Annotated in this window: 14 protein-coding genes and 1 pseudogene; 3 read left to right on the top strand and 12 right to left on the bottom strand. The window is 72.1% G+C overall.

Annotated features, from left to right (window positions below; all coding sequences use genetic code 11):
- From GCU69_RS09135 to GCU69_RS09125, 3 genes and pseudogenes are all read right to left on the bottom strand, one after another.
- Positions 1-471, bottom strand: a pseudogene (locus tag GCU69_RS09135) (aminoglycoside phosphotransferase family protein); the annotation flags it as partial.
- Between the two features lie 694 nt (positions 472-1,165).
- A complete protein-coding gene (locus GCU69_RS09130) occupies positions 1,166-1,372 on the bottom strand; it encodes a hypothetical protein (protein WP_098750971.1) in 207 nt (68 codons plus the stop codon).
- A 190-nt stretch (positions 1,373-1,562) separates the two neighbouring features.
- A complete protein-coding gene (locus GCU69_RS09125) occupies positions 1,563-1,841 on the bottom strand; it encodes a hypothetical protein (protein ID WP_098750986.1) in 279 nt (92 codons plus the stop codon).
- Positions 1,842-2,040: 199 nt separating this feature from the next.
- Between GCU69_RS09125 and GCU69_RS09120 the strand changes: the two genes are divergently transcribed.
- Positions 2,041-3,306, top strand: a complete 1,266-nt coding sequence (locus GCU69_RS09120; RefSeq protein ID WP_098750987.1) for a serine/threonine-protein kinase — start codon at positions 2,041-2,043, stop codon at positions 3,304-3,306.
- A gap of 102 nt (positions 3,307-3,408) precedes the next feature.
- Here GCU69_RS09120 and GCU69_RS09115 read toward each other — a convergent pair whose 3' ends face one another.
- From GCU69_RS09115 to GCU69_RS09090, 6 genes are all read right to left on the bottom strand, one after another.
- A complete protein-coding gene (locus GCU69_RS09115; protein WP_098750972.1) occupies positions 3,409-5,172 on the bottom strand; it encodes a glycoside hydrolase family 35 protein in 1,764 nt (587 codons plus the stop codon).
- 18 nt (positions 5,173-5,190) lie between these two features.
- On the bottom strand, positions 5,191-6,171 hold the full coding sequence (locus GCU69_RS09110; RefSeq protein WP_156205623.1) for a hydroxyacid dehydrogenase: 981 nt from the start codon (positions 6,169-6,171) through the stop codon (positions 5,191-5,193).
- A 125-nt stretch (positions 6,172-6,296) separates the two neighbouring features.
- Positions 6,297-7,214: a carbohydrate ABC transporter permease gene (locus GCU69_RS09105; RefSeq protein ID WP_156205621.1), complete on the bottom strand. Its 918-nt coding sequence runs from the start codon at positions 7,212-7,214 to the stop codon at positions 6,297-6,299.
- Positions 7,211-8,161: a carbohydrate ABC transporter permease gene (locus tag GCU69_RS09100; protein ID WP_156205619.1), complete on the bottom strand. Its 951-nt coding sequence runs from the start codon at positions 8,159-8,161 to the stop codon at positions 7,211-7,213. Before GCU69_RS09100 ends, GCU69_RS09105 begins: the two co-directional genes overlap by 4 nt.
- Complete coding sequence (locus GCU69_RS09095) at positions 8,161-9,495, bottom strand: ABC transporter substrate-binding protein (protein ID WP_098750975.1); 1,335 nt, start codon at positions 9,493-9,495, stop codon at positions 8,161-8,163. Before GCU69_RS09095 ends, GCU69_RS09100 begins: the two co-directional genes overlap by 1 nt.
- Before the next feature lie 241 nt (positions 9,496-9,736).
- A complete protein-coding gene (locus GCU69_RS09090) occupies positions 9,737-10,792 on the bottom strand; it encodes a substrate-binding domain-containing protein (RefSeq protein ID WP_098750976.1) in 1,056 nt (351 codons plus the stop codon).
- Positions 10,793-11,189: 397 nt separating this feature from the next.
- On the opposite strand from GCU69_RS09090, the gene GCU69_RS09085 reads away from it, so the two are divergent.
- Entirely contained in the window at positions 11,190-13,667 is a 2,478-nt protein-coding gene (locus GCU69_RS09085) for a polysaccharide lyase 8 family protein (protein ID WP_156205617.1), read from the top strand.
- Positions 13,660-14,601, top strand: a complete 942-nt coding sequence (locus GCU69_RS09080; protein WP_156205615.1) for a heparin lyase I family protein — start codon at positions 13,660-13,662, stop codon at positions 14,599-14,601. The genes GCU69_RS09085 and GCU69_RS09080 overlap by 8 nt, the downstream gene beginning before the upstream one ends.
- Positions 14,602-14,695: 94 nt before the next feature.
- Here GCU69_RS09080 and GCU69_RS09075 read toward each other — a convergent pair whose 3' ends face one another.
- From GCU69_RS09075 to cobT, 3 genes are all read right to left on the bottom strand, one after another.
- Entirely contained in the window at positions 14,696-15,544 is an 849-nt protein-coding gene (locus GCU69_RS09075) for a TrmH family RNA methyltransferase (protein WP_156205613.1), read from the bottom strand.
- Positions 15,537-16,796 carry a uroporphyrinogen-III C-methyltransferase gene (gene cobA / locus GCU69_RS09070; RefSeq protein ID WP_156205611.1) on the bottom strand — a complete coding sequence of 420 codons (1,260 nt, stop codon included), beginning with the start codon at positions 16,794-16,796 and terminating at the stop codon, positions 15,537-15,539. The genes GCU69_RS09075 and cobA overlap by 8 nt, the downstream gene beginning before the upstream one ends.
- Before the next feature lie 216 nt (positions 16,797-17,012).
- A partial coding sequence (gene cobT / locus GCU69_RS09065; protein ID WP_235978344.1) for a nicotinate-nucleotide--dimethylbenzimidazole phosphoribosyltransferase occupies positions 17,013-18,945 on the bottom strand: 1,933 nt, incomplete at its 5' end.

Below are 18,945 nucleotides of genomic sequence, written 5' to 3'. Positions count from 1 at the left end.
GGCGGGTGCGGGACCCGCCGGGTCCGGCTGCCCGGCCGCGCGCAGCCGGGCCAGCGCGCCGGCCACCTTGGCCGGTCCCCGCATGGGCGGCACGGGACCGGGCAGCGCGGCCACCGGTACGGAGTGCAGCCGGGCCAGCAGGAGGCCCGTCTCCTCCCAGGGCGCCGCACCGGGGTCGTCGGGCGCGACGGGGATGCCGTAGGCCCAGCAGGTCGCAATCCGTCCGCCGCCGAGCCCGCGGGCGGAGAGCGGGGGCAGCAGGATGCCGCGGAGCAGGGGGTGCGCGGCGATGCCGAGGCGGGCCGCCAGCTCGCCGGGGTCGCCGCCGGTCGGATGAGCCTTGGCGACCACCGGGCCGACCCGGACGACGGTTCCGTCGGGGCGGTCGGCCAGGATCAGGGCGCCGCCGGGAGCGGTCGGCACGAGTGCCGCGGCCGCGGCCGGCGTCGGCGCCGTGGACTCCGTGAGCACTGCGGACCCAGCAGGCCCCGTGGACGCCGTGGAAGCCGTGGGCTCCGTGGCCTCTGCGGGAGCTGCGGGAGCTGCGGGAGCTGCGGGAGCTGCGGGAGCTGCGGGAGCTGCGGGAGCTGCCGACACGGTGGACGCCGTGGGCGTTGCGGACGCCGCCGACGCCGTGGGTATTGCGGACGCTGCCGACGCTGCGGGCACCGTGGCCTCTGCGGACGCTGCGAGCACTGCGGAAACTGTGGTCACTGCGGACGCCGTGGTCCCTGCGGGCGCCGTGGGCTCCGTGGGCGCATCCGACGCCGTGGGCGCCGTGGTCACTGCGGGCGCCGGGAGGGTGGTGACTGCCGTCGGTGCCGGGCCGCTCGGAGCCGTACGGGCGGCCGTGCCGGGGGCTGCTGTACGGGCCGTGTCACGGGCCGCTGAGGCGATGTCGGCGAGTTGCTGCACCAGCGACACCTGTGCCCTCCCCCTCGCTCGTCCGCGCGGTCATCCTCCCAGCTCCGGGGCCTTGTGGGGAGTGGCCCGCGGCGCTCGGTCCCGCTCGGAGGGCGGCGCGCCGGAGCGGGGGCGGACATGCGTATCGCCCGGGCAGCTCCCCAGCTGCCCGGGCGATTTTGCCGTCCGCCGCACCCCCGTCCCCACGGGGCTGATGGCCGGAGTGTCTCCGGTCCGGGCCGCTCTCCCGGACCGGTCGCGCTCAGCGCCCCAGCATTCCGGCCACGGACGACGCCTGTGTGACGACGGCCTCCCAGCCGCCGAAGACCACGGTGAGCAGCACTGCGAACGGCAGCACCATCACCGCGGCGACGAGAGGATGCCGCGTACCCGACTCGCGGACGCCGACCGTGTCGAGGATCCTGCGTCCCCGCGCCCGGATGACCGCTCGCTCCGCCGTGTACGCCATCGCCCCGCTCCCGTCATGTTTGACAGCGGCGGGCGTCTGACCTCGGGGGACGAGTGCGTGCGCCCGCCGCTTGACCTCAACACTAGGCGGGTGCCCCCCTGTCGGGCGTCATGCCTTCGTACCGACTTGCGGGCCTCCCCCAGGATGACGGGCCGGGGCACCGGCTACTCCTGTGGGTGGACATCCGCTCCTACTCCCCCGGGTCATCCCGGAGGGGACGGCCCCCGTCCCCGGCCTGTCGCTCCGTCTCCTGGACCCGCGGCACCGGGTGTTCGACCAGCGCCAGCACCCGGTTGGCCATGAAACGCGCGGTGCGGACGACCGATCCGCTGCGCGTGACCTCGCTCACCTCCACCACGCCCCTGCGAACGGCTGTCTCCACCCTGCGTCCGGCCCGCCCGGCCACCATGTCGTACGTCCGTGTCGTGTCACCCGCGTCCACGACTATCTCCACCCGGTCACCCTTCAAGGTCAATCCCCCTTCAGCGACGGATCGTTGGGCAACGCACCGCTCCGGGCAACGGCTGGGCCGCACCGGGACCGACACTTCCAGGATCCCACCCGGCACTGACAATTCCCGTGGCCGGCGTATGCGCGGCCTCTGAGCGGAGCGGCCCGTCAATCCGTAAGCTGTGCCTCGTCAGACGTACAGGGCAGCGGGGATGAACATGGCGATGATGCGGCTCCGGCGCGAGGACCCGCGTGTCGTCGGCTCGTTCCGGCTGCACCGGCGGCTGGGCGCGGGCGGCATGGGGGTGGTCTACCTCGGCTCGGACCGGCGCGGACAGCGGGTGGCGCTCAAGGTGATCCGGCCGGATCTGGCGGAGGACCAGGAGTTCCGGTCGCGCTTCGCCCGCGAGGTGTCGGCCGCCCGCCGGATCCGCGGCGGCTGCACGGCCCGGCTGGTCGCCGCCGACCTCGAGGCCGACCGGCCGTGGTTCGCCACGCAGTACGTCCCCGGTCCGTCGCTGCACGACAAGGTGGCCGAGGAGGGCCCGCTCTCCGCCGCCCGTACGGCGGCGATCGGCGCGGCGCTCGCCGAGGGCCTGCTGGCGGTGCACGAGGCCGGTGTGGTGCACCGCGACCTCAAGCCGTCGAACATCCTGCTCTCCCCCAAGGGCCCGCGGATCATCGACTTCGGCATCGCCTGGGCCACCGGCGCGAGCACGCTCACCCATGTCGGCACCGCCGTCGGCTCGCCCGGTTTCCTGGCGCCCGAGCAGGTCCGGGGCGCCGCGGTCACCCCCGCCACGGACGTCTTCGCGCTCGGGGCGACGCTCGCGTACTGCGCCACCGCCGACTCCCCGTTCGGCCAGGGCAGTTCCGAGGTGATGCTCTACCGCGTGGTGCACGAGGAGCCTCATCTGCAGGGGGTGCACGACGCCCTCGCGCCGCTGGTCCAGGCGTGTCTGGCCAAGGCCCCGGAGCAGCGGCCCAGCACGCTGCAGCTCGCGATGCGGCTCAAGGAGATCGCGGCGCGCGAGACCCACGGGCCGCTCTCGGAGAGCCGGCTCGCCCCGCCCGGGGAGGTCCCCGGCCGGCGGCCCGCCGGACCGGGCGCCCCGCGGGTCCGGGCGCCACGCCCGTCGTCGTCCTCGTCCACCGTCCCGTCCGGGCGGAACGGCACCCGTCCGGGCAGCCCCGCCGGCGGACGTCCCGGGGGTACGCCATCCGGCGGGCGTCCGGGCGGGCGCGTCCCGCCGTCGCGCGGTGGCGGCCGTACGAACCCGGCACGGCCGACGTCGCGCCCGCCGTCCCGGACCGCGGGCGCGGCGCGCCGGCCGGTCGCGGAGAACCGGAGGCTGCTGCGGCAGCGGCTCGTGGTGTTCGTGACCGTGACGCTGCTGGTGGCGCTGGGCATCGCGGCGGCACAGGGCTGCGAGTCGCGGGCGGCCGACCGTACCGGCCATGCCCGTGCCGCGTCCGTGCGCTGAGCGAAGGCCGCGTGCCGGGGGCGCAGGCGCACGTGAGGTGGACGGGTCCGGAGGCGCCTCGGCACGGTCCCACAGTCCGGTCGGCCGCGACGGCCCGCGGCGTCAGCCCAGGTCGGGAGAGTCCCGTAGCTGGACGACCGGCCGAGCGCACCCGTCCAGCTCCAGCACGACGATGTCGTTGCGGCCCTCGCGAAGCAGCGGCCACGGCAGGTACAGGGTCCGCTGGGGGCCGCGCTCCTCCCAGTAGCGGCCGAGGCAGAAACCGTTGACCCACACATATCCCTTGCTCCAGCCGGGCAGTGCCAGATATCCGTCGGCCGGTTCCTCCACGTCCAGGAAGCCCCGGTGGAATACGGGGCCCGGGCCCTCGCCGGCCGTCCCCCAGGTGAGCCGGTCCGGTGTTCCGTGCCCGAGTTCGACTGCCCGCGCGGTCCAGCCGTGCAGCATCTGCTGGGTGTGCAGAACCTTGCCCACCCCCTTGCGGTCGCCGAGCCCCATGCCGTAGTTGACCCGCCCCATGGATTCCACGAGCAGTTCCAGGCGGGCGTGGGCACCGACGACGGCGACGCCGTCGACCGCCTCGGTCGCATCCCGTTCCAGCACACCGGCCGGTCTGCCGTCCAGGAAGACGTGCGCCCGGTCGGCCAGCCCCTGCAGGGTCAGCGGGTAGGGCCCGCGGGGCCCCGGGATCCGGGAGGTGTACAGCACCAGCCCGTGCCCGATTCCCAGTTCTTCGAAGGACGGTGGCTGGGGCGCCCACACCGCCGCGCCCGCCACCTCGTCGAGGGCGTCGAGGAGTCGTACCGACTGGTTGAGTTCGACTGACGAGACGGGCAGCAGCGGTGCGGGAGGAAGCGGATCGGGCAGCGGCACGTCCGCGTAGCCCTTCAGCACGGCCCGGAACGCGAGAAACTTGTCCGTCACGCCGCCCCGCTCGTCGATCGGCGCGTCGTAGTCGTAGGAGGTCACCGTCGGCACGTAACGCTGCCCGGTCGCCGGGTCCTCGGTGTTGGCGCCGGCCCAGGTCGAGAAGTTGGTGCCGCCGTGCGCCATGTAGACGTTGACCGAGGCTCCGGCCGCCAGGATCTCCTCCAGCGCCCGCGCCGCGTCCTCCGGGTCGCGCACGGCGTGCTCGGCGCCCCAGTGGTCGAACCAGCCGCACCAGAACTCCATGCACATCGCCGGATCGTCCGGCCGCAGCCGGTGCAGAGTCCGAAAGGCCTCCGCGGCGCGACTGCCGAAGTTCACGGTCGCCGGCTGTCCCGGGACCGTCCCGCCGGTCAGGAAGAAGTCATCGGGCCCGTCCGAGGTGAACAGCGGTACGTCGATGCCTCGTGCCCGCAAGCCGGCTGCCAGGTGTTCGAGGTAGCGGGTGTCGGTGCCGAAGGACCCGTATTCGTTCTCGATCTGTACCATCAGCACGTTGCCGCCACGGGTGACCTGATGCGTGGCCACGATGGGAATCAGCCGGTCGAACCAGCTGTCCACGTGGGCCAGATAAGCCGGGTCCCGGCAGCGCAGCGCCCGCACCTCACGGTCGGCGAGCAGCCACCAGGGCAGCCCGCCGTTCTCCCACTCCGCACAGATGTACGGCGAGGGCCGGACGATCGCGTGCAGTCCCGCCTTACGCGTGGCGTGCAGGAAACGGTCCAGGTCCGCGAGCCCGGTGAAGTCGTACTCGCCCGGACGCGGCTCGTGAAGGTTCCACGGGACGTATGTCTCCACGGTGTTGAGACCCATGGCACGCAGCATTCGCAGCCGGTGCGGCCACTGCTCAGGCAGGACGCGGAAGTAGTGCAGAGCGCCCGACAGCAGCCGCAGCGGACGCCCGCCGAGGAAGAAGCCCCCGGGCGATATCTGGAACACGAGGTGTCTCCCGTCGGTTCAAGCGGAGCGTTCCCATTCCCCGGCCGAGACGGGATGGGCGAACGGCCGGCCAGTGACATAGCGCTCCAGCTCGTCGGCGGCCGCCTCCGCCATCCGGTGCAGCTCGTTGCCGAGAGAGCCGGCGATGTGGGGTGTCAGCACCACGTTGGGCAGGTCGTAGAGCGGGGAGTCGGCCGGCAGCACCCAGGGCACGGTCACGTCCAGGACGGCGTCCAGCCGTCCCGACACGAGTTCCTCGGTGAGCGCCTCCTGGTCGACCAACGAGCCCCGGGACGTGTTGATCAGCGTCGCCCCCGCACGCATCATCGCCAGCCGGTTGCGGCTGATCAGCTGCCGCGTGGCGGGCAGTTCGGGCGCGTGCAGGCTCACCACGTCGCTTCTGCGGCACAGTTCGTCGATGCCGACGGCCGTCGCGCCCAGCCGCTCCGCCTCGCCCGGCAGCAGGTACGGGTCGTGGACCAGCAGTTCCAGGTCGTGGGGCCGCAGCAGTTCCAGAACGCGGCGACCGATCCGGGATGCTCCGACGACGCCCACGGTCCGGCCGTAGTTTCCGGCATGGGCGTAGGCAGCGTGCCAGTCGTGGCCGGTACGCCGCTGCCGGTAGTCGTCCCGGATCCGCAGCAGGTCCTTGCCCGCCAGGAGCACGAAGGCGACGGTGTACTCGGCGACGGGCCGGGCGTTGGCCCGGGCGGCGGATGTGACCTGGATGCCGCGGCGCCAGCACGCTTCGGTGACGTGGTGTTTGACGGACCCGGCCGCGTGGATGACGGCGCGGAGCCGGGGTGCGACGGCGAGGACTTCCTCGGTCAGGGGCGGGCAGCCCCAGCAGCTGATGATGATCTCGGCCCTGCTCAGGGCTGCCGCGGCCTGCGGCGCAGCGAAGTCGTCGGCCACCAGGGCGGGGTCGAGATCGGCGAGGCCGCTCAACCGGTGCATCGTGCCGTCACCGATCAGCCTGGGCGCCAGGCCGGGGTGCATGGCGAGCAGGGCCCTCGGTCGGCGGCCCGGCGCCGGCCGGGTGTCGGTGACGGGAAGAGGGTTGTGCACGGGCTTCTCCGGGAGAGGACGTGGGCCGGCGGACGGATGACGGCAGTCGGTGTGCGTCACTTGACGGCACCGGCGGTCATCCCCGCCTTCCAGAAGCGCTGCAGCGCGACGAACGCCACGATCAGCGGGATGACGGCGAGCAGCGAGCCGGTAACCACCAGCGGGTAGTACGCGGGGAACGCGTGGGTCTGGGCGTTCCACGCGTAGAGCCCGAGGCTCACCGGGAAGAGCTGGGTGTCGGAGAGCATGACCAGGGGCAGGAAGAAGTTGTTCCAGATGGCCGTGAACTGGAAGAGGAAGATCGTCACGAACCCGGGCATGACCATGCGCAGGCCGATCGACCAGAAGGTCCTCAGCTCCCCCGCCCCGTCCGTCCGGGCGGCCTCGAGCACTTCTCCGGGGATGTAGCCGCCGCAGAACACCCTGGCCAGGTAGACACCGAACGGGTTCACGAGCGACGGCAGGAAGACCGCCCAGAAGCTGTTGACGATCCCCACCTGGGAGGCGAGCAGGTACATCGGAAGCGCGAGCGCCGTGGTCGGCACCAGCACACCCAGGAGCACGAGGCCGAACAGCTTCTCCTTGCCGGAGAAGCCGTACACGTGGAAAGCATAGCCGGCGGCCACGCAGATGAGCGCGCACAGTGCGGCGCCGCCTCCCGCGTACAGCAGCGAGTTGAGGTACCAGCGGAAGTAGACGCCGTCCCCCACGGCCGCCAGGTTGGCCAGGTTCTCGCCCAGATGCCAGCGATCGGGCGTGAGTGTACGGCCGCTGACCAGGTCGCCGGTGTTCTTCGCCGACGCGGTGAGCAGCCACAGCAGCGGCAGGAGCATGTAGAGCGTGGCGAGAAGCAGGACGCTGTTCACGGTGGCCCTCGACATGGACCAGTGCCGGGGACGCCGGACGTCCAGGGCAGGGGGCCGGTGCGACGGCGCCTGCCGGCGGCGCGGCCTGGTGGGCGTGGCAGTGCTCATGCCTCCGCTCCCTTCGCCTTGCCGGAGCGGCCGCCGGAGAGACGGGTGACCAGGAACGAGAGAGCGGCAGCCGCCAGGGCGAGCAGGACGGAGGCGGCTGCGGCGAGGCCGTAGTCGTTCCGTTCGAACGCCGCAGTGTACGCGTACATGTTGGGTGTCCAGGAGGTGACGACGTCGGGGGCCGCGCCGTGCAGGATCATCGGTTCGGTGAACAGCTGGAGCGAACCGATCACGGTGAAGAGGCACGCCATGACCAGCGACGGCCGGATCAGCGGCAGTTTGATGCTCAGGGCGACACGTAGCGGGGCTGCGCCGTCGACGACGGCCGCCTCCAGGAGTTCGCGGGGAATCGCCTGGAGAGCGGCGAAAAAGATGATCATGTTGTAGCCGGTCCACTCCCACACGGCGATGTTGACGACCGCCGGCACCGGGTTGCCGAGCATGCTGAACTCGAGGCCGGCCGACTCCATCGCGCCGACCACGGGGCTCACGTTCGGTGTGTAGAGGTACATCCAGATCAGGGCCGCGATGATGCCGGGGACGGCGTGCGGCAGGAACAGCGCCAGCTGGAAGAAGCGCTTCGCGCGGGCGAGAGCCGAGTCGAGCAGCAGCGCCAGCAGCAGCGAAAGTCCGATCATCAGCGGGATGTAGAACAGGCAGTACAGGGCGAGGTTGCCGAAACCGTCGAGAAACGCCTGGTCCCCGAGGGCGCTCGTGTAGTTGCCGAGACCGGTGAAAACGCGTTGCACACCGCCGAAGCCGAGGCCCGACCGCTTCTCGCTGTAGAGGCTGAGGTGGATCGCGTATCCGATGGGGGCCAGTGTGACGGCGGTGAACAGGACGAAGAACGGGAGCAGGAGGAGTGCCGGGGCCCCCGAACGGTGCCGGCCAGGGACGGGAGCGGGGCGGATCAGAGCCGTGGCCCGCTGCGGCACGGAGCCGGCCATCAGCCGGTCACCTTGATCCCGCGCTTCCGGAGCTCCTTCGTCGTCGCCTTCTCGGCCTCCCGGACGGCGGTCGTGATGTCGCCACCCTTCTGGACCTTCGCGAACGAGTCCTTGAGGGAGCCGTCGGTGGCGCCCATGACCGGGCCCCACGCCCACCCGGGCCTGATGGACTTCGCCGCATCGGAGTACAGACCGTAGAGGTCCTGGTCGCCGAAGAGAGCGCTCTTGAAGGCGCTCTTCGCGACGGGGACGAGCTTCGGGGCGGCCGGGTAGGCGGAGGAGGCACCGGCCTTGATGCGTGCCTTGATGCTGGCCTCGGTGGTGGTCGCCCACTGTGCGAACCGCACTGCGGCCTCGGCCTTCTCGCTGTCCTTGGACACGGCGAACGTCGAACCGCCGACCATGCCGCTCGCGGCCGAGCCGTCGAACGTGGGCATCGGCGCGGCGGCCCACTTGCCGCTCTGGTCGGGAAGCGTGGAGCCCATCACACCGGCACCCCAGCTGGCACCGAGGTATCCGGCGGTCCGGCCCTTCTGCAGGGAGGCCGTCCACTGCTGGGAGAAGGACGGGGCGACATGCACCAGGTCGTCGTCGATCATCTTCTGCCAGTAGCCCGCGGCCTTCTTGGTGCCCTCGTCCAGGAAGTCGACCTTCCAGGCGTCCTTCTCCGGCTTGAACCACTGGCCTCCGGCCTGCCAGGCCATGGCCTCGAAGGCGCTCGCGTCGTCGGGGAAGAAGGTGGCGATACGGGCCTGGGGATCGGCTTCCTTGATCTTCTGCGCGTCCGCCCGGAACTCGTCCCAGGTCTTCGGCGGACTCGTGATCTTCGCCTTCTCGAAGATGTCCGTGCGGTAGTAGAACGTCTGCGGCGCGATGTCCAGCGGAAGCGCCCAGGTGGCACCGCCGAGCGTGGTCATCCGTATCGCCTGTGGCAGGTACCTCGACTTGAGGTCGCCGGGGACCTGCTCGCTGATGTCCTGCACCGCGCCACGGCTGACGAAGTCGGGCAGCTGCGGGTACTCGACATTGAAGACGTCGGGAGCGTTGCCCGCCTTCACCGCGTTGGAGATCTTGGCGTAGCCGCCGGCGTTACCGGCCGGGATCTCCTGGAACTTGACGCGGACGTCGTTCTGGGAGGCGTTGAACGCGTCGACGACCTCCTGGGTTCCCTTGGTCCACCCCCAGAACGTGATGCTGACGGGGCCCTTCCGGGCGGACGAATCCGCGCCGTCGCCCGCTCCGCACGCGACGAGTGTGACAAGGCCCAGCGCGGTGACGGCGGCGACGCCGGGACCGTGGGCACTGCGGCGGCGGGAGAACGGGAAGGGCGACATGGCGCGGCTCCTTTGACGGGATCACGAGCACCGGAACCGGGCCGATGCTGCGAGGACACGCTGAACGACCGCCATCCTGAGTCGCTTTTCGATCGAGGTCAAGGCTTATCGATCAAATGATCAGATTCGATCTGGGTGCCGCCGGGGCTCCGGCCAGATCTCATCCCGTGCACTCTCCGAGCACGCATCAGTGGCCGCCGCCCTCGAGGGCGGCGGCCACTGATGCGTGCTCGGACGGCCCTCAGACCGGACCGCCGCAGGACCTCCGGACCTTGAGCGTGGGAAGCAGCTCGGTCTGGTGCACGGGCAGTTCGTCCCCCGCGCCGAGCCGTCTGAGCAGCAGGCCGAGGGCCTCGGCGCCGACCGCCCTCTTCGGCGGGGCCACGGCCGTCAGCGGGGGATCGGAGAGTGCGGCGTACACGTCGTCGTACGCGACGAGTGCGACGTCCTCGGGCACGCGGAGGCCGTGCGCGCGCAGCAGGGCCGGCAACTGCATCGCGTCCTGGTCGTTGTGCACCAGCGCGGCCCGGATGCCCGAGCGGGCGGCTTCGGCGATCCGCTCCGCCAGATCCTGGTAACCCCTTGGCGAGCTGTCCACGTCGATCACCGGCGGCTCCGCCAGCCCGAGCTGCTGTACCGCGGCCGTGTACCCGGCGCGGACCTCGTGCGCCGTGCGGGTGTCGGAACGGGCGGCGAGGAGGACCGACCCGTGGCCCAGCTCCGCCAGCCGTCGCAGGGCCACGAGCACCCCGTGCCGGTGGTTCGAACACACCGCGTCCAGTTGTGCCGCCGGGGTCGCCGGTTCGGCCCGGCGCTCCACCAGCACGGCAGGAACGGGAAGGCCGGCCAGCCACTCGCTCCCCCTGAGCCCGCGTCCGGGCGTCCAGTCGGGCGCGAGCAGCAGTCCGCCGACATCCGACTCCAGGAGCCGGTCGACCTGCTCGCGGCCGCTGTCCGCCCCGTACGGCGCGATGCCGAGGATCACCCTGGCCCCGGCCGCGGTGGCGGCGGCGCTCGCACCGGCCACCACCTCGTCGAAGTACCCCCCGACGCCGGGCACGAGCATGCCGATCACGCGCCCCCGCCCGGCGGGCCACCAGCCGGTCGCGTCGGCGGGGAGGGACACGGAACCGTGGGTCCGCTCCAGCTTGCCGTCGTCGGCGAGCGCCGCGACGTCGCGCCGCACGGTGACCGTGGGGACGCCGAGACGTTCGGCGAGTTCCACGACCCGGATGGATCCGGCCTCGCGCACGGCATCGAGAATGCGCGTCCGCCGCTCCTGGGCCGAAGCGGTCATCGGCTCTCCTTCGGGGTCCGGGCGCCGGGGCGCACATGTCAGCTGCGAAGCCGGAGAAGACGACATCGTAGCGCTCGAGGTGATTCGATCACGTACTGGTCATCCGATCAACGCTGCACCCGCCTCCGCGCTCGGGCCCGATGACGCAACGGCACCCGCCGAAAAGGAAGGCCGCCGGACCGGCCCACGGCCTCGCGGCCCTCCCACCCGCTCGCCTGACTGATCAAACAATCAATTTTTGATTTTACGGCCCGAACCTTGAGCACATAGCTCCAGAAGTGCTAGACCGGTCACTCATCCACCACTTCACGCTCCCTTCCTCGGATGTGGGAGCCGGACTCGGCGACTGCCGGGCGAGGTGGCCTTCTCCGGTTCTCCCCGTACGTCTGGAGACGTCATGCCAGCACCCTGGGCTCGTCGCGGCTTCGTCAAGGCATGGGGTGGCGGCGCCGCCGCACTCTGCCTCGGCGCCACCGCCTCGGCGGCGATTCCCCACAGCACCGCTCACGCGGCAGACGAGTTCGATGTCCTGCGGGCCAAGTGGCGCCAACTCATTCTCGGCTCCGGCTTCAGCGCGACCACCGAACCCTTCCGGTCCAAGCTGGGCCGGCTGGGCAAGGACGCCACCGCGTGGCGGGCGACCATGGAGCCCGCGGACGGCTCGCTCTGGCCGGCGATGGTCTGGCTGGACCCCGAGCCGGACCTCGACGCCGAGTCGTACGCGTTCTCCGATCAGATGCGGAAGACCTGCCAGCGCCTGTGCTCCATGGCCGAGGCATACGCTCAGCCGGGCACGGGGCTGACCGGCGACGACGCCTACGCGGAGGAGATCGTCGCCGGCATCCGGCACGTCGTCGACGAGGTCTACAACCCGGGCCGGTCCCGGTACGGCAACTGGTGGAACTGGCAGATCGGCGGCCCCCAGGCCCTGCTGGACGCTGCGGTGCTGCTGTACGACCACCTCGGCCCCGAGCTGATCTCCTCCCTCACCGCCGCTGTCGATCATTTCGTGCCCGAGTCCGCCGTCGCGGAGTACACCGGTACCAGCACCGGAGCCAACCGCGTCGATCTGTGCCGCGTGATCATGCTGCGTGGCATCGTCGGCCGCAGCGCGGCCAAGATCACCCTCGCACGTGACGCGCTGGCCCCGGTGTTCCCCTACGTCACACGCGGCGACGGCTTCTATGCCGACGGCTCCTTCATCCAGCACTCGGCCATTCCCTACATCGGCGGCTACGGCGCAGTGCTGTTCGACGGTGTGGGACTCCTCTTCGCCCTGCTGAAGGGATCCAGCTACGAACGGACCGATCCCGGCAGCCGGCTCTTTCTCGACACCGTCGACAACGCCGTCGCCCCCTTCGTCTACAACGGCCTCCTCATGGACGGCGTCTCCGGCCGGGGCATCAGCCGTGACGGCGCCGACGACCACACCCGCGCCCACGCCTTGCTGGCCTCCATCCTGCTGATCGGCCAAGGAGCCGGCATCGAGGAGAGGACACGCTGGCAGGCCATGGTCAAGGGATGGATCGAACGCGACACGTACAAGCCGGCGACCACGAACACGGGGCTCAGCCTGGTCCGTCTGGCCCGCCTGCGGTCGCTCATGGACGACCGTGCCGTCGTCGCGTCCGAGGAACCGGTCGGGCACCGGCTGTTCCACAACATGGACCGCGTCGTACACCGCCGCCACACCTGGGCCGCCTGCCTCAGCATGGCCTCCGAGCGCATCGCCCACTACGAGTTCGGCAACGGCGAGAACGGCCGGGGTTTTCACACCGGAGCCGGCTGGCTCTCCTGGTGGGGTGACGACTTCGGCAACGACCAGTACTCCGACGCCTTCTGGCCGACCGTGAACCCGTACCGGCTGCCCGGCATCACCGCTTCGACCAGGAAACTCTCCTACGGGGAGGGCGGCAACTGGGGCAACCCCAAGCCGGACGCCGCATGGGTCGGAGGCACCACCGACGGCGAGTACGCCGCCGTCGGCCAGCATCTCAAGGGCCTGTCCTCCACCATGGCCGCCAACAAGTCGTGGTTCTTCCTCGACGACGCCGTCGTCTGTCTCGGCGCCGGTATCACCGCTGCCGACGGAGTACCCGTCGAGACGACGGTCGACAACCGCAACCTCGGTGCCTCCGGAAACCCCGTCCTCACCGTGGACGGCCGCGTTCAGCCCTCGTACCAGGGCTGGACCGACTCCTTCCAGGACATCCGCTGGGCGCACGTCGAGGGCCACGCCGGCTACGTCTTCCCCCGCGGCGCCACGGTCAACGCGGTGCGCGAAGCGCGGACCGGAGCATGGCAGGACATCAACACCGGCGGCTCGCCCGACCCGGTCACACGGCGCTATCTCACCCTCTGGCACGACCACGGCACCGACCCGGCCGATGCCACTTATGTCTACGTCCTGCTGCCCGGCGCAGGTCCCGGCGCCACCTCCCGCCGTGCGGGCAGCAACGGATGGTTCCGCATCCTCTCCAACAGCGCCGGGCAGCAGGGGATCGCGGTTCCCCGGCTCGGTCTCACCGCGGTCAACTTCTGGGCACGCGGCGAGGCGGGCGAACTCTCCGCGAACGCCCCCTGCTCCGTGCTGGTGCGCGAACACCGGGACGGAACCGCGACGGTCTGTGTGTCCGACCCCGCGCGTGAGACCACCGGCCTGCGCGTCACCTGGCACCGGCCCGTCCGGTCCGTACTCACCAGACCGTCCACGCTCACCAGTGCCACCACCGGCCGCACGCTGACGCTCGGCTTCGGTGACCTGACCGGACAGGCCGGAGAACCACAGAAGATCACCGTCAAGCCTGCCGACTGGAGGAGCGCACCGGCCGTCGGAAACGCACGACCCTCCGGAATCGAGAAGTCCCATGCGTAAACGCTCACCGGCCACGGCCGCCGCGGTCGCCGCCATGATGCTGGGCCTCACTCCGGGCGACGCCCATGCGTCGGTGATCTGGGACGGAGACGCGTCCCACGGGACAGGCGTGTTCGCCGACGTTCTCTGCGCCTCGCCGTCCAGTCTCACCGTCACGGACTGGAACGACGGCCGTGGTGACATCTTCGCCTTCAACAAGCAGCCGGGGTCCAACCGGTGCGAGGGACACGGCGTGCGGGTCGGCGGCTTCGAGTACCGGTTCACGGCCGACGAGCCCAACGCGTACTGGTTCGGCTGGGAATCCATGACGAAGACCGGCAACGCGCAGACGGTGTTCCAGTGGAAGTCGAACGGCACCAACGACCAGAACGAACAGAACTATCCCGTGATCATGAAAGTCGAGGACAGCCGACTCAAGGTCTGGTACGTCGCCCCGGGCGAACAGTGGACCGCGATCGGGAGCGTGCCCTGGGCGCCGGAGGCCTGGCACAAGATCGAACTGGGCATCTACGCCCGGCCCGGCACCGCCGGCCGGGTCCAGGTCTTCCTGGACGGGGCAAAGGTCGCCGACCGCTCCGGCATACAGACCTGGGACACCCTGGGCAACAAGCCCCGCTGGGGCACGTACGGCTCCGCCTTCACCGAAGTGGAGTCAACGAACTGGATCAACGGGCTCAGGTTCGGCACGACCGGCAGTGATGTCCAGCGCCGGGCCGACCAGGGTTCGCCCGTCCGGGAAGCGGCGTCCGGGCGTTCCCCATCGATCCGCACCAGCCCGGAGATGTCGCCCGCCCCTCCGCTCCTGGCATTCTCAAGGTCCTTCAACGCTGCCCGGGGGACTGCGGAGGGATTGTCACGGCCCGGGGCCGACGGCTCCGGCGTGGGAGGGACGGCCCGCACCACGTGGATGGGTGAGGCGCCGCCAGGCTCGTGAACAGACGGCGGCGGTACCCACCTCCCGGAGGGACCGCCGCCGCCCCCCGGCGCGAGAGCACCCGGCGTCCGGCGAGCATGCCGGACCGCTGCCGTCAGGGACCGCCGGCGCCGGCCGCGCCCGGCGACCGCGGGGAGGCCGCCCCGCTCACGGCGTAGAAGGCCACGGCCGCCGCGGCGCCCACGTTCAGCGAGTCGACGCCGTGGGCCATCGGGATGCGTACCCGTTCGTCCGCCGCGGCCAGCGCCCGCGCGGACAGCCCGGCCCCCTCGGCGCCCAGCATCAGCGCGACCCGCGCCGGGCCGCCGGGCAGCGCCTCGGTGAGCGGTACGGCCCGCTCGTCCGGGGTGAGCGCGAGCAGCCGGAAACCGGCCTCCCGCACCTCCTCCAGCCCGTGCGGCCAGCTGTCGAGACGCGCGTACGGAACGGAGAAGACGGCGCCCATGGAGACCTTCACGGAGCGCCGGTAGAGCGGATCGGCGCAGTCCGGCGACAGGAGCACCGCGTCCATGCCGAGGGCGGCGGCGCTCCGGAAGATCGCACCGATGTTCGTGTGGTCGTTGACGGCCTCCATCACGGCGACCCGGCGGCAGCGGCCCAGGAGTTCGCGCGCGGCGGGCAGCGGTCTGCGGCCCATCGAGGCGAGCGCGCCGCGGTGCACGTGGTAGCCGGTGACCCGCTCGGCCAGTTCGGGCGTGACGACGTAGACCGGCGCCGTCGAGGCGTCGATGACATCGCGCATCGCGTCGATCCACTTCTCCGACAGCAGCATCGAGCGCATGGCGTACCCGGCCTGACCCGCCCGCCGGATCACCTTCTCGCCCTCGGCGATGAACAGCCCCTCGGCCGGTTCCCGGCGGCGCCGGAGTTCGACGTCCGTGAGGCCGGTGTAGTCGCGCAGCCGGGGATCGCCGGGGTCGTCGACCGTGACGGGTTCAGCCACGGTCCGGCCCCACGCCGACGACGTCGCCGATCACGATCACGGCGGGCGGCCGCACGCCCTCGTCGGCGGCGCGCCGGGCCACCGTGGCCAGCGTGGCGTCCACCCGGCGCTGACCGGCCGTCGTCCCCTCCTGCACGACGGCGACCGGGGTGTCCGGCGACCGCCCGTGGGCGACCAGGGCCTCGGAGATCGGGCCGATCTTGTCGACCGCCATCAGCAGCACCAGCGTGCCCTGGAGCCGGGCCAGGGCCTCCCAGTCGACCAGCGAGCGCGGGTCGCCGGGAGCGACGTGCCCGCTGACGACCGTGAATTCGTGGGCGACACCGCGGTGGGTGACGGGGATGCCGGCCGCCGCGGGCACGCTGATCGAGCTGGAGATCCCGGGGACGACCGTGCAGGGGATGCCGGCCCCGGCGAGCGCCTCGGCCTCCTCCATGCCGCGGCCGAAGACGAACGGGTCACCGCCCTTGAGCCGGACGACGGCCTTTCCGGCCTTCGCGTGTTCGATCAGCGCGTTGTTGATGGCCTCCTGGGCCATGAAACGGCCGTACGGGATCTTCGCCGCGTCGATCACCTCGACGTGCGGCGGGAGTTCGTCGAGCAGGTCGCGCGGGCCGAGCCGGTCGGCGATGACGACGTCCGCCTCCGCGAGCAGCCTGCGGCCGCGCACCGTGATCAGGTCGGGGTCGCCGGGGCCGCCGCCGACCAGCGCGACTCCGGCGGCGCGGGCCCGGTGCCGGGGCGCGGCGAGCGTGCCGTCCCGCAGCCCGTCGACGATGGCGTCCCGGACGGCGGCGGAGCGGCGCGGGTCGCGCCCGGTGAGCACGGCGACGGTGACGCCCTCGCTGCGGCCGGTGGCGGGCGTCCAGGCCGTGGCCGCCTCCGCGTCGTCGCTGCGCACGCACCACACGCGGCGCGACTCGGCCTCGGCGGAGGCGGCGGCGTTCGCCTCCGGGTCGTCCGTGGAGATCAGCGCGTACCAGGCGCCGTCGAGGTCGCCCTCGCGATACGTACGGCGTTCCCAGCGCACCTCGCCCGCCGCCGCCATGGCCTCCACGGACGGGGTGGCGGCGGGCGCGATCAGCAGCACGTCGGCGCCCGCGGCGACCAGCCCGGGCAGCCGCCGCTGGGCGACCTGCCCGGCGCCGAGCACGACGACGCGGCGGCCGGAGAGCCGCAGGCCCACCGGGTAGGCCGTCGCTTCGTCCGCGCCCCGGGCGGCGGACGCGGGAACGTCGTCGTATGAGGTCATGGTCGTGCGGCTCCTCTGGGCGGCGGGGGCTGGCCGCTTCTGCGCTGGAGCGGCGGGAGGGGGGCACCCGGCCGGTCACCGTACGGCCGGGGCTTCCTGGGCTACACCTTATGGTGCGGCGGATTACGGATCTGTTTCGCGGCTCACCCCGCGCGGGATCCGCCCCGCGCGGGGTGCCGGCTCATGCGCCCGTGGCGCACCGGGACGGGGCCGGGGTCACGTCTTCTCCGTGACACCGGCCGAGTCGAACGTCGCCACCTCGTGCATCGCGCGGGCCGCGCTCTGCACAACCGGCAGGGCCAGCAGGGCGCCCGTGCCCTCGCCGAGCCGCAGGTCCAGGTCGACCAGCGGGCGCAGGCCCAGCTTGGTGAGCGCGGCGACATGTCCGGGCTCGGCGCTGCGGTGGCCCGCGACGCACGCCGCGAGGGACTCGGGCGCGATGGCGCGGGCGACGAGCGCGGCCGCTCCGGCGCTCACCCCGTCGAGGATCACCGGGGTGCGCAGCGACGCGCCGCCGAGGATCAGCCCGACGAGCGCCGCGTGCTCCAGCCCGCCGACCTGCGCGAGCACACTGACGGGGTCGGCCGGGTCCGGCTGGTGCAGTTCCAGGGCGCGGCGTACGACGTCGACCTTGCGGGCGTGCGTCTCGTCGTTGATGCCGGTGCCGCGTCCGGTGACCTCGGCCGGGTCCTTGCCGGTGAAGACGGAGACGAGGGCGGCGGACACGGTGGTGTTCGCGATCCCCATCTCCCCGGTGAGCAGCGCCTTGTTGCCGGCGGCCACCAGGTCGCGGGCGGTCTCGATGCCGACCTCGACGGCCCGCAGGACGTCCTCCCGGCCCATCGCGGGACCGGCGGTGAAGTCGTCGGTGCCGGCCCGGACCTTCCGCGGCAGCAGCCCGGGCGAGGCGGGCAGGTCCGCCGCCACGCCGACGTCCACGACGCAGACCTCGGCGCCGATCTGGTTGGCGAAGGCGTTGCACACCGCGCCGCCGCCGAGGAAGTTGGCGACCATCTGCGCGGTCACCTCCTGCGGCCAGGGGGTGACGCCCTGGGCGTGCACGCCGTGGTCGCCCGCGAAGATCGCCACGGCGGCGGGCTCGGGGATCGGCGGCGGGCACTTGCGCGACAGCCCGCTCAGCTGCGCCGAGATGATCTCCAGCATGCCGAGCGCGCCGGCCGGCTTGGTCATCCTCTTCTGCCGCTCCCACGCCTCCCCGAGCGCCTTGGCGTCGAGCGGGCGGATGCCCTGAAGCGTCTCCTGGAGCAGGTCGTGCGGATCCTCACCGGGCAGCGCCCGGCGGCCGTACGTCTCCTCGTGGACCACCCACGACAGCGGGCGGCGCTTGGACCAGCCGGCCTGGGCGAGTTCGGGCTCCGGCGGGAACTCGTCGACATACCCCACGCAGAGGTACGCGACCACCTCGAGGTGCTCGGGGAGGCCGAGGGCGCGCACCATCTCGCGCTCGTCGAAGAAGCTGACCCAGCCGACGCCCAGGCCCTCGGCACGGGCGGCGAGCCAGAGGTTCTCCACGGCGAGCGCCGAGGAGTACGGCGCCATCTGCGGCTGGGTGTGCCGCCCGAGGGTGTGCCGCCCGCCGCGGGTCGGGTCCGCGGTGACGACGATGTTCACCGGGGTGTCGAGGATCGCCTCGATCTTCAGTTCCTTGAACTGCTTCGCGCGCGCCTTGGGCAGCGACTTGGCGTACGCCTCGCGCTGCTTGCGGGCGAGTTCGTGCATGGCCCGCCGGGTGTCGGCGGAGCGGATGACGACGAAGTCCCAGGGCTGGGAGTGGCCGACGCTCGGCGCGGTGTGCGCCGCCTCCAGGACGCGGAGCAGCACCTCGTGCGGGATCGGGTCGGTACGGAAACCGTTGCGGATGTCGCGGCGTTCCCGCATGACCCGGAGCACCGCTTCGCGCTCGGCGTCGCCGAAGCCCGCGGCGGGCGGCCCGGCCGGGAGTTCGTCCGGCTGGTCCGCGTCCTGGTTGCCGTGCTCGTTCCCTGCGTTCTCCTCCGTGTTCCCGTCCTGGTTCCCGTCCTGGTTCCCGTCCTGGCCGTGGGTCCTGCCGCGGGCCCGGGCATCGCCGGGGGCGGGGCCGTCCTCCGGGTGCCCGGGGGCGGCCGGATCGGCGGCCGTTCCGGGCCCG

Origin of the sequence: Streptomyces lycii, from assembly GCF_009735685.1 — a bacterium.
Classification (GTDB): domain Bacteria; phylum Actinomycetota; class Actinomycetes; order Streptomycetales; family Streptomycetaceae; genus Streptomyces; species Streptomyces lycii.
Note: the sequence above shows the minus strand (reverse complement) of the source record. Positions and strands in the feature narration are given on the sequence as shown.

Excerpts from the sequence above, each read along its gene's own strand:
- GCU69_RS09085 (WP_156205617.1), top strand. The coding sequence starts at position 11,190 with ATGCCAGCACCCTGGGCTCGTCGCGGCTTCGTCAAGGCATGGGGTGGC.
- GCU69_RS09080 (WP_156205615.1), top strand. The coding sequence starts at position 13,660 with ATGCGTAAACGCTCACCGGCCACGGCCGCCGCGGTCGCCGCCATGATG.
- GCU69_RS09095 (WP_098750975.1), bottom strand. The coding sequence starts at position 9,495 with ATGTCGCCCTTCCCGTTCTCCCGCCGCCGCAGTGCCCACGGTCCCGGC.
- GCU69_RS09090 (WP_098750976.1), bottom strand. The coding sequence starts at position 10,792 with ATGACCGCTTCGGCCCAGGAGCGGCGGACGCGCATTCTCGATGCCGTG.
- GCU69_RS09110 (WP_156205623.1), bottom strand. The coding sequence starts at position 6,171 with ATGCACCCCGGCCTGGCGCCCAGGCTGATCGGTGACGGCACGATGCAC.
- GCU69_RS09130 (WP_098750971.1), bottom strand. The coding sequence starts at position 1,372 with ATGGCGTACACGGCGGAGCGAGCGGTCATCCGGGCGCGGGGACGCAGG.
- cobA (WP_156205611.1), bottom strand. The coding sequence starts at position 16,796 with ATGACCTCATACGACGACGTTCCCGCGTCCGCCGCCCGGGGCGCGGAC.
- GCU69_RS09120 (WP_098750987.1), top strand. The coding sequence starts at position 2,041 with ATGGCGATGATGCGGCTCCGGCGCGAGGACCCGCGTGTCGTCGGCTCG.
- GCU69_RS09105 (WP_156205621.1), bottom strand. The coding sequence starts at position 7,214 with ATGAGCACTGCCACGCCCACCAGGCCGCGCCGCCGGCAGGCGCCGTCG.
- GCU69_RS09100 (WP_156205619.1), bottom strand. The coding sequence starts at position 8,161 with ATGGCCGGCTCCGTGCCGCAGCGGGCCACGGCTCTGATCCGCCCCGCT.